Genomic DNA, 16176 nt, shown 5'->3' with positions numbered 1-16176 from the left:
CCCACGCTGAGATCACGTCCAGGGGTCTGCTTCAGCCGGTCCACGGGCAGTGGCGATGGTTTCCGCGGGGACGGGGCCTCTGGCGCAAGGGGTCGGCGACTCGAACTGTCCGCTCGTGGCCGACTCGTCGAACTCGTACGCGCCGCCGCGCAAGAGTTTGTCGGTGTGTCAGGCGGTGGGGAGGATTCGCGCGCAGGATTAAGGCCAACTGCTCGGTCGTCAAGGGACCGAGCAGTTGGCCTTAGCGTCAGCAGCCCCTGAAGAGGGCCTGCCAGTACGCGCTTTTCTTGATGACCGGCCGGTCCTTCTGGATGGACAGCATGACCTGGCCCGGCGCCCATGGATCGGCATCGGTGACGTACCAGTTTCCGGGGAGTTCGGCGCGTCCCTCGGTGTAGCCGTAGTTGGCCGTTTCCCAGTGGAACATCGTGGCGGTCACCTTGCGCTGCTTGAGCCGCCGGTCCGCCTGTTCGACCGTGAGTCCCCTGATGTCAAAGCAGTGCAGGGCCTCGCCGGGCGCGAACGCGCTGTTCGTGGAGTTGTAGTGCTCGCCGGGACGGGGCTCGCGGCCGAACGCGATCTCCGCGCTGTTGCGGTAGCCGATCGGGATGCGCAGTCCCCGGAGGCACTTCCCGTCGCCGCCGCCCCCGGTCACGCAGCGGCCCTCCTCGATCGTTTCGATCTTCCTCTCGTCCGGGCCTTCGCCCTCGTCCTGGAAGACGATCGTGCCGACCACGCTCGGCGAGGCCGGCACCATGCTCAGTTTGATGTTCATGCCGTGGGCGGCGAACTCCTTCTCGTAGCGCCGCGGATCGGCGAGCGGGTCCTTGATCCGGACCTCGATGTGGTCCTTGCGCCTGGTGAAGCTCAGCGCCGCGACCGGCAGCGGGTCGAAGCCGCCGGGCCTGCCGCTCGTGGACGGTCCGGGACGCGGCCTCTTGCCGTCCTCGGTGCGTTCGGCGGGCTGCACGACCAGCGCCACCACGGCGACCGCGCAGGCGACTCCCACGGCGACGGGTAGCCCGACCGTCCAGCGGCGGCGCGTGCGCGGCGGAAGGGCCGGCCCGCCGAAATCAGCGGCGGTCTCACCGGTGTCCGCGGTCATGATCTGTTCGAGCAGTTCCCGCCGCGTGTCCGCGGGCACCGGCCGCAGGGCCTCGGCGTCCGACAGCGGCGCCGCGTGCCGGATCAGGGAGTCGATTTCGTTGGTCATGCGGACCCTACCTTTCTGGACGGCACTCGGGCTTCCGGCGCGAGACGATCGGGTGGCGCGGCGGACGCGCTGGCGACCATGTGGCCGGCGCCGCGACGGTCCAGCTCGCGGGCGAACCGGCGGCGGGCCCGATGCAGCCTGATGCGGACCGCGTTGCGGCTCACGCCGAGCACGGTGGCGATCTGACCGTTGTCGAGCCCCTCCCAGGAGGCCAGGCCGAGCAGTTCCCGGTCGCCCTCCGGCAGCGCGCGGAAGGCCGCCCCGATCTCGGGACGGTCCGGCTCCGGGAGCGGCGTCGCCGCCAGGTCCCGGGCGAGGTTCCGGCCGATCCTGGCGGTGAGGTCCCGGTACCGCCGCTGCCCGCGGCGCAGGTTCGCCAGGGTCCGCCGCGCGACGCCGTACAGATAGAAGCGCGCCTCATCACCCGGTGGAACGTCGTCGAGGCGTCGCCAGGCGACCAGGAAGGTCTCGGCTATCACGTCCGCCGCGTCATCGGCATCGCCGGTGCGCCGCCGCACGTAGCCCGTGACGTGTCCGAGGTGAGTCTCGTAGAGCTCCTCGAACCGGGCCGAGCGTTCGTTTCCCAAACCATCTCCTCTCGGCGGGCGCCCGCGGGGACGCCGCGTGCCCGACGGTCAGGGAGTGTCCGGCTCACGGAAGAGCATTTCAGGCGCATCGGGATTTCGTGCGGACGCGGTCAGGAGCCCACATCTCTGAGCCCGGAGCCCAATCCATATGAACAACCCGGTTTTCACGCCGAACCGCCGTCGGAGCGCGCACACTCCTTGCCGACCAAGCCGTCCCCACGGCCGAAGGGGCACGACGCGAGGAGTCACGGGTGGGCGGACCTACTGGAGCTCCGGCTCCACAGAGGCGGCAGGACGCGGAACCGGTCCGTGAGGGGCGGGCCGCGACGATCTCCGCGTACGCGGCGGCGGGCGGCCTGATCATCGCCGCGGCCTCGATGGTCTTCACCGGCTGCCAGACCCAGCTCGCCAGGGAGCAGGCCACGGAGGCGGCGGAGGATCAGAAGAAGCGGCAGGCCAGGCTGGTGAACATCTGGCCGGAGCGAGAGTTCGGCCTCGACCGCTTATCCGTCATGGTCAGCAACCGCTCACGCGAGCCGATCTACAACTTTCGCATCTACTTCACACTCGGCCGGAAGAACACCGAGCCCGTCGCCGTGCGCGGCTGGTACAGCTTCCCGCCCTGTATGCAGGCGATCTTCGATCTCGGCGCCATCGCCAGGTCGTATCCGGAGACGGCCGGGCGACTGCGGGGGCCCACGCTGCCGAGGTTCGACTACGGGCTGACCTTCGTGGACGTCAGCGGCCAGGCATGGCACTCCCGTCCCGGGACCTCGATCTCATCCGTCGCCTGGTTGGAGCCCTTGCACGACGGCACCCGCGACCCGAAGCTTCCCAACTACCTGCGGGAGAACAAGCCGCCCCTGTTGGAAGGGCCGTCGTTGACCGTGCCCGGACGGGCACAGCCCTACGTCCTCGCCGCTCCAAGCACAGCCGCCGGTTGTCAGGCGGGCGCGCCGTAGCCCCGGAACCGTTGACGCGCCTCAGTCGGGCGCTGTCGCGGTGCCGGGGCCTAGGTAGTTGGCCTACCTGCGGCGGGCCGTGAGGTCAGGCGAGGACTCTGGTCTTCGCCTGCTCGTACTCCGCCTCGCTGATGTCGCCGTGTTCCCTGAGCCGGGCCAGCTTCACCAGTTCGTCGGTGCTGGACGGGGCTCCGGCGGTCTCGCGAACGTAGGCGCGGAACTGCTCGTCGCGCTTCTGGACGGCTTGCAGGTCACGTTCGCCCATGCCCCGACCGCGAGCGATCAGGTAGACGAAGGCACCGAGGAACGGCAGCACGATCACAAAGATCGACCATCCCGCCTTTCCCCAGCCGCCCAAACGGTCATCGCGGAAGATGTCGGCGATGATTCTGAAGATGAGCATCAGGAACAGGACCCATAGGAAGAACCAGAGCATGGTCCAGAAGATGTTCAGCAGGGGGTAGTCCGTCGCGGCGATGGGTCCGGCGATGTCGTTCATGACGATCCTCCAGTCGTGGGGCGTTCGTCTCCGATGCGGCCCATGCTCCTCACAGCCGTCCGGCCCTTGCATCACCCGCTTCGGGTGGCTCTCGAAGCCGCGCCGCCGGCCCCCGGGGGCGGGGCGTCCGCATGACTGGCCGTCCACCGGGAAGGTCGAAGCGGAATGCGGAGGGTGATGGGGGTATGGCGCATCGGAGGCGGGCGATGGGACGACGGGGGCCGCTGATCGCGCTGGCGACCGCGCAGTTCGTCATGGTCCTCGACCAGTCCGTGATGAACGTCTCGATCAGCACGCTGGTGGACGACTTCGACACGACGGTCTCCGCCATCCAGGCGGTGATCACCCTGTACTGCCTGGTCATGGCGATGTTCATGCTGACCGGTGCAAAGATCGGCGACATCATCGGGCGGCGCCGCGCCTTCGTCACCGGGCTGGTCGTCTACGCCTGCGGCTCGGCGCTGACCGCGGCGGCGCCGACCCTGGCCGTGCTGGCGGTCGGCTGGTCGGTGCTGGAGGGCGCCGGTGCCGCGCTGGTCCTGCCCGCGCTGGTCGCCCTGGTCGCCGACAACTTCACCGGACGCGAGCGCGCGGCCGCCTACGCCGTGATCGGCGGGGTCGCGGGCGCCGGGATAGCGGTGGGCCCGATTCTCGGCGGCTGGGCGACGACCGAGCTGACCTGGCGGGTGATCTTCGTCGGTGAGGTGGTCCTGGTCGCGTTCGTCCTCCTCATGTCGCGGCTGCTGACGGAGCCCGCTCGTGACCGCCCGGCGCCCCGCCTCGACCTCGTGGGCACGGTGCTGTCGGCCTGCGGAATCGGAACGATCGTGCTCGGCGCCCTCCAGTCGAGCACCTGGGGGTGGATCCGGCCGAAGGACGCACCGGTCGAGCCGTTCGGCCTTTCGCCGACCCTCTTCGTCGTCGCGCTCGGCGGCGCGCTCCTGTGGGGCTTCGCGGCCTGGCAGCGGCGCCGCGAGCATGGCGCCGGGGATCCCCTGCTGCATCTGGACCTGCTGAAGTCGCCGCCGCTCCGGGCAGGTCTGATCGGCCTGCTCTCCCAGAACCTCATCCTCATGGGCGTCTTCTTCGTGATGCCGTTGTACCTACAGCTCGTCCTCGGCATGAACGCGTTGGACACGGGCGTCAGGATGCTGCCCGTCTCCATCATGATGTTCGTCGCCGCCGCGGTCGGTTCCCGGCTGTCGTCCCGGTTCTCGGTGCGGGCGATCGTCCGTACCGGGCTGGTGCTCACCGGCGGAGCGATCCTGGCGCTGATGGCGACCGTACGGCCGGACCTGGCGGGCGCCGCGTTCGCGATCTCGATGGGGGCGCTCGGCACCGGCATGGGGTTGATGGTCTCCCAGCTCGGGAACCTGGTGCAGTCGTCCGTCGGCTCGTCCGGCCGGGCGGAGGCGGGCGGCCTGCAGTACACCGGCCAGCAGCTCGGTTCCTCGCTCGGCATCGCGCTCATCGGGGCGATCGTCCTGGCCGGGTTGACCGGCGCGTTCATGTCGAAGGTCGAGCAGAACGACCGTGTCAGCGCCCAGGTCGCCCAACAGGTCGGCGTGGCCGCCGGCACCGGCGTCGACTTCGTCTCCACCGACCGGATAGAGGCGGCCGCGCGGAACGCGGGCCTCGACGAGGCCACGACGGACGCGCTCGTCGACGACTACGGGGAGGCGCAGATCCTGTCGCTCAAGGCGGGGTTGGTCGCCACCGCGCTGCTGGTGCTGGGCTCGTTGGCCTTCACCCGCGATCTTCCGCGCACCGTCGGGGCGTCCGGACCTCAATCACCCGCGGCGGAGGATGCGGCACGACCCGCGTGAACGGTGTCATTCCGCTAGAGGGCCCTTCGAGGACGGACGAGTCGTCCAAGAGCCCGGAAATCCAGACGCGGTATGACGACACGGGAGGAGCGGCGATGTCGGCGACATCTCCGAGGACGGGTGGGACCGTCCCTCACCACGGACAACGCATGGCACTCACCCACATGGTGAACGAACATCAGGCGATGGCCCTGGCACTCGGCGGTATCTCGTTCGTGGTGGGCGTCATCGTCGTGGCCTGGCCCGAAGTGACCGTCGGCGCGCTGGCCGTGCTCGTCGGGCTCCAGCTCATCTTCAACGGGGTCGTCCGCATCGCGCAGTCGGTCGCCGGCGGCCTCACCGCGGGCGCCCGTACGCTCATGGCCGTTCTCGGGGTCCTCTCACTCTCGATCGGCGTCCTCGCCCTGCGCGACCTGTTCCAGACCGTCACCGTGCTCGCCGTGCTGTTCGGCATGTTCTGGCTGGTCGGAGGGATCATCGAGGCCGTCGCCGTGCTCTCGGACAGGGACCGGCCCGGACGGGGCCCCGAACTGTTCCTGGCCTGCCTCTCGGCGCTCGCCGGAATCGTCGTCCTGGCCTACCCGGCGGCCAGTCTCGTGGCTCTGACCTGGCTGTTCGGTCTCTGGTTGATCACCTGGGGGATCGTCGGCGTGCTCGTCACCCTCTGGATCCGGCAGGCCGACAGGCGGGCCGCGTCCGCACGGTGACCTCGCGGAACTCCGTGCCGGACGGGCTGAGAGGAGGCGACGTGCCGATATCCCGCGACGGAGCGCCTCGGGCGTGCGACTACGAGATCAGAATCAATGGCCGGGTCGGCGAATCGCTCCGGCTCGCCTTCGAGGAGCTCAGCGTCACGCTCAATCCGGCCGAGACGGTGCTGCGCGGCCGGGAACTGGATCAGGCGGCCCTGTACGGGATCCTCGACCGGATCCAGGCGCTCGGATTCGAACTGGTCGAGGTTCGCCGGCTCCCGCCCTCGTAGGACGGGGGTCAGAGCAGCCGGTACCGGCGTGCGCGGCGGACGGCCTCGCCCCGGCGCGTCACCGCGAGCTTCCGGTAGATGTTCTTCAGGTGGGTCTTCACGGTGTTGACCGAGATGTACAACTCGGTGGCTATCTCGTCCGTCGTCAGCATCCTGGAGAGCAGGATCAGTACCTCCAGTTCGCGCTTGCTCAGCCGGGCCAGGACGGCGGGGTCGGCGGCTGTGTCGTCCGAGCCGCCGCCCAGGCCCAGCGGTCCGAGGAACCGGCGGTGCGGCCGCACGAGCTCCGGGTCCTGGCGCAACGCGGGAAGCAGCCAGTTCCGGGCCCTGGCGAACGGCAGCCCGATCCTCTCTCGCTCGCCGAGTCGCAGCGCGCGTTCCAGCGAGCGGCGGCCCCGAGAGGTGTCCTCCTCCCGGTAGGCCAGGTAGGCGTCCAGCAGCCATGCCTCCACCCGGACGGCGGCCGGCGCGGACGGCTCCCTCAGCACGGGACGGACCGTCCGGGACGCCGCGTCCGGAAGCCGCTCGTGCAGGTGGACGCGGGCCAGCGTGACCGCGCCCTCCGCGCCGCCGACCGCACGGGCGGCGCGCATCGCCTCCACCGGCGCGTCGCCGGCGAGGTGTGCCTCGGCCTCGACCAGCCGCATCCTGCGCCGGAACCAGGGGGTGCCCGCGGCGTCGCCGCCGATCGCGCCCAGCACGGTCAGTGCCCGGTCGGGGTGGCCGGCGGCCACGTCCAGGCGCGCGGTGAGCAGGTCGTGCAGGGCGGCGAGGAGGGCGTCGGGGGACTCGGCGTTCGCGACCCTGGCCTTGTCCAGCTCGTCGCGCGCCTCGTCCAGTCGGACGTCCTCCAGGGCCACCCAGGCGCAGGCGAGATGGACCGCCGCGACCCGCCGTCCCGCGGGACCGGTGGAGACCTCGGGCAGCCGCGCCGCCGCCGACATCAGCCGGGACGCCCGGCCGAGGCCGCCCTGGAGCGCCCCCGCCAGGGCCAGCGCGCCCAGGCACCGGCGGCGCTGGAGGTCGCCCCCGGCCTCGGCGGCGGGCAGGGCACGCCTGAGTTCCTCTTCGGCGCGGGCGGGCCGACCGGCGCGCAACTCCAGGAGGCCGTGCGCGTAGCCGACGAGTGCGTCCACCTCGGGAAGGTCGCGCCGGGACCCGTACGGAAGGGTGTCCAACAGGCCGTCCAGGTCGTGGACGAGGTCGCGAAGGTCCCGCTGCCGCTCCGGACAGGCGGCGACGAGCCTGATCAGTCCCGCCGCCAGCCGCGCCGGGACCGCCTGGTCTTCCGGGAGGTCCGCCAGAAGGCGTTCGGCCCGGGTCAGGTGGACGGCACGTCCCGCGTCGTCGCCCCGGTCCAGCGACACCGCGGCGGCCACCAGGTGCGGTTCGGGCTCGGCGGATGCGGCGAGGGCACGCTCCGGGAGATCGCCGAGGAGGGAGGCGAGCGCGTCTCCGTCGGCCAGGCCGAGGACGCGGCCGATCGCCAGACCGTCGACGATGAGCCGGGAGGCGTAGGCCGGGTCACCGGCCAGGACGGCGTGCCGGGCGGCCTCCTCAAGCGCCCCGGCACGGCTGAACCATTCGGCCGCGCGCCGATGCAGCGAGGCGACGTCCGCCGGATGCTCCTGGCGCAACGTCAGGTTCAGCGCCGCACCGAGCAGCGAGTGGAAGCGGTACCAGCCATGGTCCACCGGGAGGATGAAGGCGTTCTCCCGCACGACGCCCGCGAACAGCTCACCCGCGTCGGGCCCGGCGAGTTCCACCGCCAGTTCCGCGTCGAAGCGCTCCACGACGCTGAGCCTGAGCAGCAGCCGTCGGACCGCGGCGGGCTGCGCGTTCAACACCTCCGCGACGAGGTAGTCGACGACGGCGTGGTCGTCTCCCGCGAACGCGGCGGCGAAACCGTCAGGATCCGGATGGCCCTGCATCGTCATGGCGGCCAGGCGCAGACCGGCCGCCCAGCCTTCGGTCCGTTCGCGCAGGACGCTGATCGACTCCGGGGTCGCCGACACCCCGTGGTGGGCGAGCAGGGTCCGGGTCTCACCGTCGTCGAAGGCCAGATCCGCGCTCCGGATCTCGACGAGCTCACCGGTCAGCCGGTAACGGTGCAGGGGAAAGGGCGGGTCGGTCCGGGAGATCAGCACCAGCCGCAGCACCGGACCGGCGCCTTTGAGGACGCGGGCCACATCGCGGGCGACCTCGGAGCCGAGCCGCGGATGGAAGTCGTCCAGCACGAGGACGACCGGGGCCGCGCGGCCCGACAAGGCGAAGACGAGTCGCGCGCAGAACATGCCGTGCCCGCGCTCCGGGGGCCGGGGGAGGTCGGTCACTCCCGCCTGTTCCAGCGCCGCGACCACGAGGGCCCAGAACGCGTTCGGCTCATGGTCGCCCTCGTCCAGGGAGACCCACGCGACCGGCCCGGGCGTGCTTCCCATGGTCGCCCAGGTGGCGGCCGCGACCGTCTTGCCCGCGCCGGGAGGCCCCGTCACGACCGTGAGCGGGCCCCTCGTGCCCAGATCGAGCCGCTCCGTCAGGCGCGGACGGGTGACGAACCAACTGCGACGGCCGGGCACCCGCGCCTTCGCGTCGGAGCTCGGCGACGGTGCCTTCGAACGCTTGAGATCGGAAGCCGGGTCCCGCGCCGGCGCCTCGCTCATGACGGCTCCTCCCCCACTCACGAGAGGGCTGCACACTAGACCAGAAAACCAGCAAATTCGTATGTAACGTTATATAGGCGAATCTTTGGAATTACCTATGACAAAACCATCTTTATGGAAAGAGGACCGAAGTCCCGCGACAACGGGCCGGGACGCTTTCCGCCGAGGTGCCGGTCAGTCCTTTCTGACGGGCGCCTGCCATGTCAGCGTGGTTCCGCCATCGGGTCGCGGCTCGATCGCACACGAGCCGCCCAGAGTTCTGGCCCGCTCGTCGATGTTGCGCAGGCCGCTGCGGCGGCCGCCTTCGGGGATGCCGACGCCGTTGTCCTCGACCCGCACCGTGACATCGTCACCGACGTCGACGGTCACCGAGGCCTCGGTCGCGTGGGCGTGCCGGGCCACGTTGGACAGCGCCTCCTGGACGACGGCCAGCAGATGCTCGCCGGTCTCGTCGTCGAGCGCGGTGTCCAGTAGCCCGTCCAACCTCACCGACGGCGCGAACTCCAGTTGCTCAGCCGCCATGTCGACCAGCGCGTGCAGGCGGCTGCGGAGCGACTCCTCCTCGTCGGGGCCCTGGAGGGCGAAGATGGACGAGCGGATCTGCCGGATGGTGTCGTCCAGGTCGTCGACCGCCCGCTGCACCCGGACGGCCACCTCCTTGCGCTGCGTAAGCTTCAGGGTCGCCATCAACCCCATCGCGGTGGCGAACAACCGCTGGATCACCGTGTCGTGCAGGTCACGGGCGATGCGGTCCCGGTCCTCCAGCAGGATCAGCCGTTCGGCGTCGCGGCGACGCTCGGCCAGTTCCAACGCCACGGCCGCCTGCCCGGCGAACGCCTCCAGCAACCGCTGGGTCCCGTCGGAGAACACGGCGCCGCCGGGCGGGTTGATCACCGAGATCACGCCGCGCGCCGCGGCGCCCACACCCAGCGGCACCACGATCAGCGGCCCGACCGGCACCGTCGCGGGAATCTTCGCCTCGCGGGCCGCCTCGCTCCCGTCGGCGAGCCGCAACGCCACACCCTCGGCGAACACCGGCCCGGCCACGGAGTGGTCCAGCGGCAGCCGCAACCCGATGAGGTCCTCGGAGCCCGAACCGTCCGCGCATTCCACGACGAAATGCGTGTCGCCCTCCTCGGCGAGCGCGACCGTCGCCAGCTCGGCTTCGGCGATCTCCCGCGCGCGCTGCGCCACCAGCGCGGTCACCTCGTGCGGGTCGGTGCCCGACAGCAGCGCCGTGGAGATCTCCTGGGACGCCTCCAGCCACCGCTCGCGCCGCCGGGTCTCCTCGTACAGCCGCGCGTTCTCGATCGCGACACCGGCCGCGGTGGCCAGGGCGGTCACGACGATCTCGTCCTCCTGGTCGAACTCGCCGCCGCCCGCCTTCTCGGTCAGGTAGAGGTTGCCGAACACCTCGTCCCGCACCCGGATCGGCACGCCGAGGAACGTCCGCATCGGCGGATGGTTCGGCGGGAACCCGTACGAGTCGGGATGCTCACCCAGGTCCGGCAGTCGGGTTCAGCCGATGGGGACGACGGCGACCGGGCACTCAGAGTGATGGATGACGCCATGGCCGACCGACCCGAGTCGCGTAATGTTCCAGCGTCGGCCGTGGGCTCCCACCACCAGCAGACGCGCGTTGCGTGAGGCGTTGGACAGCGCGGTGACCGGGTGGGCCATGACGACCTCGTCCACGACCTCGACACGCGGGTACTTGGCCCGCGGGGGCTTGTACGTGGCGACGACCTGGTCGCGCAGGCCCAGTTCGATCTGTTCGTGGTCGAAGGCGTAGCCGGCCTCGACGAGGGTGGCGAACGTCTGCCAGGCGTGGACGACCCGGAGCCGAGCGCCGTGCACGGCCGCGGCGTCGAAGGCGTGGTCCAGGACCGCTTCGGCGTCGCCGAGCAGGTCGATGCCCACGACGACCTCACCGCGGTCGGTGGCGTCCCCGCGCACGATCACGACCGGGACGGGCGAGTGCCCGGCCATGCGCAGGCTCACCGAGCCCAGCAGCAGGCTGGCGAACCCGCCGCGCCCGCGGCTGCCCAGCACCAGCGCGAACGCCTTCTCCGCCTGCTCCCGCAACGCTTGCGGCGCCTCGTTGGTGACCAGCGCGGTCGTCGTGACCAGGTCCGGCCACCGCTCCTGGACACGCTCCCTGGCGGCGGCCAAGACCCTGCGTCCGACATGGTTCAGGTATTCGGGTGTTTCGGGCGGGACGAAGATCGGCGCCTTGTACGGCCAGCTCTCCACGGCGTGGACGAGGTGCAGCGGGCGGTCGCGCAGGACGGCCTCGGCCGCGGCCCATTCGAGGGCGCGGTCCGCCTGGTCGGATCCGTCGACACCGACGACGATCGGCTCGGACATCGGGTGCTCCTCCTGGTGAGAGTCGGTCGGTCACCGCGCGGCCCGGGCGGGTCCCGCAGGGCACGGCCACCGGTTTCCACGCTTCCTCGCGGGACCCCGCCGCCGTGTCGGCAAGGCGAGCTGGGCCGGAGACGCTCCCGATTCAGCCGATGCCGCCTGGCTGAACCGGGTCCGCGGCCGGGCCGCCGCACGCGGCGCGATCACCGTGTTCCACGACGAGACCGCACGCTGAGTCAGGCGGTGTCGTGCTTGTCGGGGGCGTGGACGACCGCCACCGGGCAGGGCGCGTGGTGGACCAGCGCGTGGCCGACCGACCCCAGCACCAGGCCACGGAAGCCGCCCAGCCCACGCGAGCCGACGACGAGCAGGCTCGCCCCCTCCGACGCGGCGATCAGGACCTCCCGTGGGGCACCGATCACGACCGCGATCTTCACGTCCACCCCGGGATGGAGTTCGCGGAGCGGGATCATCAGCCTCGCGAGGGCGGTCTCGGTCGCCTCGCGGAGGCCCGACTCGTCCACCAGCGGAGGCAGCCCCTTCGCGGACACCGGATCCCAGGCGACGACCGCGCTCAGCGACAGTCCGCGTGCGTCGGCCTCAGCGAAACCCATCGAGAGTGCCGCCCGCGAGGCCGCTGAACCGTCCACTCCGACTATGACACGTCCAGGCGTCTGCCCCTGGTCCAGGGCGCCGCGGACGATGATGACCGGGCACGCGGCATGGGCGGCCACCTGCGCGCCCACCGATCCGAGCACGAGCCCGGCGAATCCGCCGAGACCGCGCGGGCCCAGCACGATCAGGTCAGCGCTCCTGCTCGCCTCGATCAGGCTGGCGGGCGCCGGCCAGCGCTTCAGGACGGCCCGCACCTTCAGGTCGGGCGCCACCTTCCGGGCATGCTCCAGGGCGCCGTTCAGGGTTTCCTCGGCGATCTCCTGGAGGTCGAGGACGGGCACGGCGACCGGGCCGCCGTGGTAGGCGCCCCAGGCGTGCAGCACGCTCAACGGGACGCCGCGGGCCCGAGCCTCGTCAGCGGCCCACTCCAAGGCCCGAACACTGCCTTCCGAGCCGTCATAGCCGACGACCACACCCGTGATCGGCTCAGTGTTCATGCTCTCCCACCCCTCGCGAGTCGCCGTTCGGTCACCTTCACCCTGACCTGCGGAGCCCCTACCCCGAGAGGGGCGTCGGTCCGTGGAATGAGGGACCTTCGACCCTCCTGAACGGATCGCGGCGACGCGGGCCGTACGGCGGTCACCGGGGGACGAAGGTCCCTACGGCCGTGCCCGGGGTGGGGCGGACCCTGGAATCGGCACCGTGGAGCCGCCACCCGACGGCACGCCGACGCAGAAGGAGCTTCGCGATGGCGAGGCAGATCACGACTCCCGGTCGGATTCCGATCCGGCCCTGGAGCACCGTGTCGCGACGCTGGAGCGGCAGGTCGCCGCGCTCACCGAGGCGACCCGGCTGCTCGCCGCCGCCCTGGAGGGAACTCCGCTGGACCCACCTGATGACGGCGACACCGTTCTGACGGCACGGCGGGCACACGAACTGCTCCTGCTGCCGCCCCTGACACACATTCGCCCTCACTGACCGTCCAGGAGGAACGCCATGTCCACCCAACGAGCGACCGTCATCGTCGGAGCCGACGGCTCCACACCGTCCGACCGCGCCATCGCGTGGGCCGCGGACGAAGCCGCCCGGACCGGGCAGACCCTGCGCATCCTGCACGTGGTGGAGACGACGACCCTGGACGTCCCAGGGCACACCACCGACGGCATCGCCGAGGCCCTCGCCGAGTCGGGCGACCAGGTTCTCCGCAACGGAAGCGCGCTCGCCCACGAGCGGCGGCCCGACCTCCCCATCGAGACCATGCTCATCCGCCAGAAGAACGTGCAGGCCGGGCTGCGGCAGTACGCCGACGAGGCCTCGGCGGTGGTGGTCGGCCATCGCGGGCGGGGCGGTTTCGCCGGGCTGCTGCTCGGCTCCACCAGTCTGCGGCTCGCCGGGCACTGCCCCGGCCCGGTCATCGTCGTCCGCGACCAGGAAGACCCCACGGCGAACGAGGTCGTGGTCGGCCTGGACCTGACCGAGGACCCGGCCCCGGCGCTCGACCACGCCTTCGCCGCGGCCGCCGCCCGCGGAGTCCCGCTGCGCGCTCTACACGCCTGGCATCCTCCGCTGCTCGCCATCGAGGCGCGGGTGGAGGCGCCCCTGGTCACCGACATCCTCCGCACCCGCCTGAGCTCCGTCCTGGCGCCCTGGCGGGACCGGCACCCCGACGTCAAGATCACCGAGGACGTTCTCATCGGACACCCGGTCGACGCGCTGACCTCCGCCTCCGCGAAGGCCGCCCTGGTCGTCGTCGGCTCCCGGGGCCGCTCCATCCCGCTCGGATCGGTCAGCCACGGCCTGATCCACCACGCCCGCGGCCCGGTCGCGGTCGTCCGCCCCTACGAGGACTGACCCCGTGGAGGTTCGCGGTCAGGAGGTTCGATCACCGGGAGTCGGAAGGAGGCCGCGGCGGTAGGCCTCGCCTACCGCCGCGGCCCGGTCGCGGACGTCCAGCTTGTTGTAGATGTGGGTCAGGTGCGTCTTGATGCTGGCCTCGCTGATGAACAGCGCGGCGGCGGCCTCGCGGTTGCCCGCGCCGTCGGCGACGAGCTGGAGAACCTGCAACTCCCGCCGGGTGAGGGAGCCGGGCGCCGGTCGGCGGGTGTGCTCCATCAGCCGGGCGACCAGTGCAGGTGACAGGACCGACGTGCCGCGGTGGACGGCGCGGACCGCGTCGAGCAGTTCGGCGGTCGGCGCGTCCTTGAGGAGGTAACCGGCGGCGCCGGCCTCGATGGCGGGGACGACGTCGCCGTCGGAGTCGTAGGTGGTGAGCACCAGGACGGGCACGCCGCGGCCGCTCTCCCTGAGCCGCCGGATCGCGGTGACGCCGTCGACGCCGGGCATGCGCAGGTCCATCAGGACGACGTCGGGTGCGACACGGTCGACGAGGGTGAGGGCTTCGGCGCCGTCGCCCGCCTCGCCGACGACCGTGAAGTCCGGTTCGTTGCCGAACGCCGCGCGCAGGCCCTCCCGGACGATCGGATGGTCGTCCACGATGATCAGGCGGACGGGGTCGCTCGCGGTCATGGCCGGCCTTCCACGGAGGGGTCGGGAACGGTCACGCTGAGGGCCGTGCCCTCGCCCGCCGTGCTCTCCACCACCAGTGTGCCGCCGACGGCGCGCAGCCGTTGCCGCATGGCCTCCAGGCCGAACCCCGACCCCGACCCCGGCGGGGCGTCGAAGCCGATCCCGTCGTCGCGGACGTCGAGCAGCACCGTCCCGTCCAGGTACGACAGGGTGAGGCCGACGCGGGAGGCGCGGGCGTGCCGGGCCACGTTCGTGAGGGCCTCCTGGGCGGCACGGAACAGGGTGATCTCCACCTCGGTGGCCTTCCGCACCGGTTCTCCGGTGACCTCGACCGTGACCGGGACGGTATGCGACGCCGACCAGCGCCCGGCCATGCCGGTGAGTGCCTCGGGGAGGCTGGAGCCGGTCAGCGGCCCGGGCCGCAGAGCCTGCACCGATCGGCGGGCCTCGTTGAGGCTGTCGGCGGCCAGCGATTCGATCCGGTCGACGTGCAGCCGCCATTGCGCCGGGTCGTCGGCGGCGCGTCCGGCCGCGCGGGCGTGGGTGATGATGCCGGTCAGGCCCTGGGCGAGGGTGTCGTGGATGTCGCGGGCGAGGCGTCCCCGCTCGTCCAGCCGACCCGCCTGGCGTGCCTGGGCCACCAGCAGCTCCTGAAGACCGGCGTTCTCGGCCAGGCTGATCTCCAGGCGGCGGTTGGCTTCGGCGAGCTCGGCGTTGGCGCGGCGTGTCCTTCGCTGCTCGGCCGCGGTCACCCAGCCGGCCGCCACCACCGGCGCGAAGGCACCGACGGGCAGGACGTGGACGAGCGCGTCGCTGGGGACGCCCACGGACAGCAGCGTCGCGTACTGGACGATCGCGTTCGCCGTCACGGCCGCGAGGCTCCAGCGCGCCTCGAACAGGGCGAACGCGTACGGGTACCCGATCCATGAGAAGCCGAAGAACGCGGGGCTCTGGAGGACGAGCAGGGTCGCGATGATCAGAAGGCCCGCGTAGTAGGCCGCGGGTCTCGCCCAGTGCCGGTCGCCGGGGAGGCGCACCGGGAGCGCGAGCCAGACCAGGGCGACGGCGACCAGCGGGACCACGACCGGGGTGCCGTCCGTCGCGCCCGCCCCACCGGCCAGGTAGAAGACGGTCGACGCCGCCAGTCCCGCGACGCCCAGCACGAAGAACAGCGACCGGTCCCCCGCCGGCGCCCGCGTCACTCCCATCGGAACAGTTTGACCGCCGCCGCGCCGAACACGCACGTGAGGACCGCCAGCGTCAGCAGATGGGACGTCTCGGGAAACGATCCGGTCCAGGAGTCGCGGAGCCCGCGCATCGCCGCCCCGAGCGGCGTGAACTCCCCGGCCGAGGCGAGGTTCGGCGGCATCGCCTCGGCGGGCATCGCGACCCCGCTCAGGAACAGGCTCGGGAAGAAGACGAACAGGCCGATGCCGGTGGCCATGCCCCCGGAGGTCGAGATCGAGGCGATGAACAGCCCGACCGCCAGCAGGGCCGAGACGGCCAGGAGGAAGGCCACCGCCACCCCGGCGACGTCGCCCGGCGTCGACCATCCGAAGGCCACGGTGCCGAGGACGGTGACCAGCACGAGCGTCGCCACCGCCATCATGGCGCTGACCAGTGTCTGCGCCACCAGCACCAGATCCGGGCCGACCGGCGTGGTCGCCATCCGCCGCAGGATGCCCTTCTCGCGATAGCCCACCAGCGTGGACGGCATGATCAAGATGCTGAGGATGGCCAGGGTCAGCGACAGCACCATGGCCGGGAAGTAGTCCATGAGCGGGCCGCGGAGCCGGTCCGGTGCGTCGCCGGGATCGAGGATGACGCCGAAGACCGTGACGAGCAGCAGCGGCAAGCCGGGCACGAAGAACACCGATTCGGGGGCTCGCAGGAACAGTTTCAGTTCGGTCAGCGTCAGGCGGCGCAGCGCGCGCATCGGTCC

16 protein-coding genes are annotated in these 16176 nt (G+C 71.6%); 6 read left to right on the top strand and 10 right to left on the bottom strand.

All coding sequences use genetic code 11. The annotated features are described in order from the left end of the window. Positions 1 to 247: 247 nt before the first annotated feature. Both D0T12_RS21145 and D0T12_RS21140 read right to left on the bottom strand, forming a co-directional pair. The gene (locus D0T12_RS21145; protein ID WP_117401377.1) at positions 248 to 1213 is read right to left on the bottom strand and encodes a hypothetical protein; all 966 of its coding nucleotides are present in this window, start codon (positions 1211 to 1213) and stop codon (positions 248 to 250) included. Then, positions 1210 to 1800, bottom strand: coding sequence for an RNA polymerase sigma factor (locus D0T12_RS21140; RefSeq protein WP_117401376.1), 591 nt, complete (start codon positions 1798 to 1800; stop codon positions 1210 to 1212). Before D0T12_RS21140 ends, D0T12_RS21145 begins: the two co-directional genes overlap by 4 nt. Before the next feature lie 251 nt (positions 1801 to 2051). Here D0T12_RS21140 and D0T12_RS21135 point away from each other — a divergent pair, with 251 nt between their 5' ends. Beyond that, positions 2052 to 2762: a hypothetical protein gene (locus D0T12_RS21135; RefSeq protein ID WP_117401375.1), complete on the top strand. Its 711-nt coding sequence runs from the start codon at positions 2052 to 2054 to the stop codon at positions 2760 to 2762. A gap of 85 nt (positions 2763 to 2847) precedes the next feature. On the opposite strand, the gene D0T12_RS21130 is transcribed toward D0T12_RS21135, so the two are convergent. Then, positions 2848 to 3261: an SHOCT domain-containing protein gene (locus D0T12_RS21130; RefSeq protein WP_117401374.1), complete on the bottom strand. Its 414-nt coding sequence runs from the start codon at positions 3259 to 3261 to the stop codon at positions 2848 to 2850. A gap of 206 nt (positions 3262 to 3467) precedes the next feature. Between D0T12_RS21130 and D0T12_RS21125 the strand changes: the two genes are divergently transcribed. The 3 genes from D0T12_RS21125 to D0T12_RS21115 all read left to right on the top strand — a co-directional run bounded on the left by D0T12_RS21125 (position 3468) and on the right by D0T12_RS21115 (position 6069). Further along, the gene (locus D0T12_RS21125) at positions 3468 to 5087 is read left to right on the top strand and encodes an MFS transporter (protein WP_117401373.1); all 1620 of its coding nucleotides are present in this window, start codon (positions 3468 to 3470) and stop codon (positions 5085 to 5087) included. Between the two features lie 149 nt (positions 5088 to 5236). After that, positions 5237 to 5794, top strand: coding sequence for an HdeD family acid-resistance protein (locus D0T12_RS21120; RefSeq protein ID WP_158581565.1), 558 nt, complete (start codon positions 5237 to 5239; stop codon positions 5792 to 5794). A 41-nt stretch (positions 5795 to 5835) separates the two neighbouring features. Further along, positions 5836 to 6069, top strand: a complete 234-nt coding sequence (locus D0T12_RS21115; RefSeq protein ID WP_199487596.1) for a hypothetical protein — start codon at positions 5836 to 5838, stop codon at positions 6067 to 6069. 8 nt (positions 6070 to 6077) lie between these two features. Here the strand turns inward: D0T12_RS21115 and D0T12_RS37175 are convergent, their stop codons facing one another. The 4 genes from D0T12_RS37175 to D0T12_RS21095 form a co-directional block, all read right to left on the bottom strand. Continuing rightward, positions 6078 to 8729, bottom strand: coding sequence for a LuxR C-terminal-related transcriptional regulator (locus tag D0T12_RS37175; protein WP_158581564.1), 2652 nt, complete (start codon positions 8727 to 8729; stop codon positions 6078 to 6080). Positions 8730 to 8903: 174 nt separating this feature from the next. Then, a complete protein-coding gene (locus D0T12_RS21105) occupies positions 8904 to 10232 on the bottom strand; it encodes a sensor histidine kinase (RefSeq protein WP_267900416.1) in 1329 nt (442 codons plus the stop codon). 15 nt (positions 10233 to 10247) lie between these two features. After that, on the bottom strand, positions 10248 to 11096 hold the full coding sequence (locus D0T12_RS21100) for a universal stress protein (protein ID WP_117401371.1): 849 nt from the start codon (positions 11094 to 11096) through the stop codon (positions 10248 to 10250). Between the two features lie 233 nt (positions 11097 to 11329). Further along, positions 11330 to 12205: a universal stress protein gene (locus D0T12_RS21095; RefSeq protein WP_117401370.1), complete on the bottom strand. Its 876-nt coding sequence runs from the start codon at positions 12203 to 12205 to the stop codon at positions 11330 to 11332. A gap of 205 nt (positions 12206 to 12410) precedes the next feature. On the opposite strand from D0T12_RS21095, the gene D0T12_RS21090 reads away from it, so the two are divergent. Both D0T12_RS21090 and D0T12_RS21085 read left to right on the top strand, forming a co-directional pair. After that, positions 12411 to 12686, top strand: a complete 276-nt coding sequence (locus D0T12_RS21090) for a hypothetical protein (protein WP_117401369.1) — start codon at positions 12411 to 12413, stop codon at positions 12684 to 12686. Between the two features lie 18 nt (positions 12687 to 12704). Then, complete coding sequence (locus D0T12_RS21085) at positions 12705 to 13559, top strand: universal stress protein (RefSeq protein ID WP_117401368.1); 855 nt, start codon at positions 12705 to 12707, stop codon at positions 13557 to 13559. 18 nt (positions 13560 to 13577) lie between these two features. Here the strand turns inward: D0T12_RS21085 and D0T12_RS21080 are convergent, their stop codons facing one another. From D0T12_RS21080 to D0T12_RS21070, 3 genes are read right to left on the bottom strand one after another with little or no spacing between them, the layout of a single operon-like run. Beyond that, positions 13578 to 14234 (bottom strand): response regulator, encoded by a 657-nt coding sequence (locus D0T12_RS21080; protein WP_117401367.1) that lies wholly within the window; start codon positions 14232 to 14234, stop codon positions 13578 to 13580. Further along, positions 14231 to 15442, bottom strand: coding sequence for a sensor histidine kinase (locus D0T12_RS21075; RefSeq protein WP_117401366.1), 1212 nt, complete (start codon positions 15440 to 15442; stop codon positions 14231 to 14233). The genes D0T12_RS21080 and D0T12_RS21075 overlap by 4 nt, the downstream gene beginning before the upstream one ends. Further along, positions 15433 to 16170, bottom strand: a complete 738-nt coding sequence (locus D0T12_RS21070) for an ABC transporter permease (RefSeq protein ID WP_117401365.1) — start codon at positions 16168 to 16170, stop codon at positions 15433 to 15435. The genes D0T12_RS21075 and D0T12_RS21070 overlap by 10 nt, the downstream gene beginning before the upstream one ends. Between the last annotated feature and the right edge of the window lie 6 nt (positions 16171 to 16176).

Source organism: Actinomadura spongiicola (genome assembly GCF_003432485.1).
Taxonomy (GTDB): domain Bacteria; phylum Actinomycetota; class Actinomycetes; order Streptosporangiales; family Streptosporangiaceae; genus Spirillospora; species Spirillospora spongiicola.
Note: the sequence above shows the minus strand (reverse complement) of the source record. Positions and strands in the feature narration are given on the sequence as shown.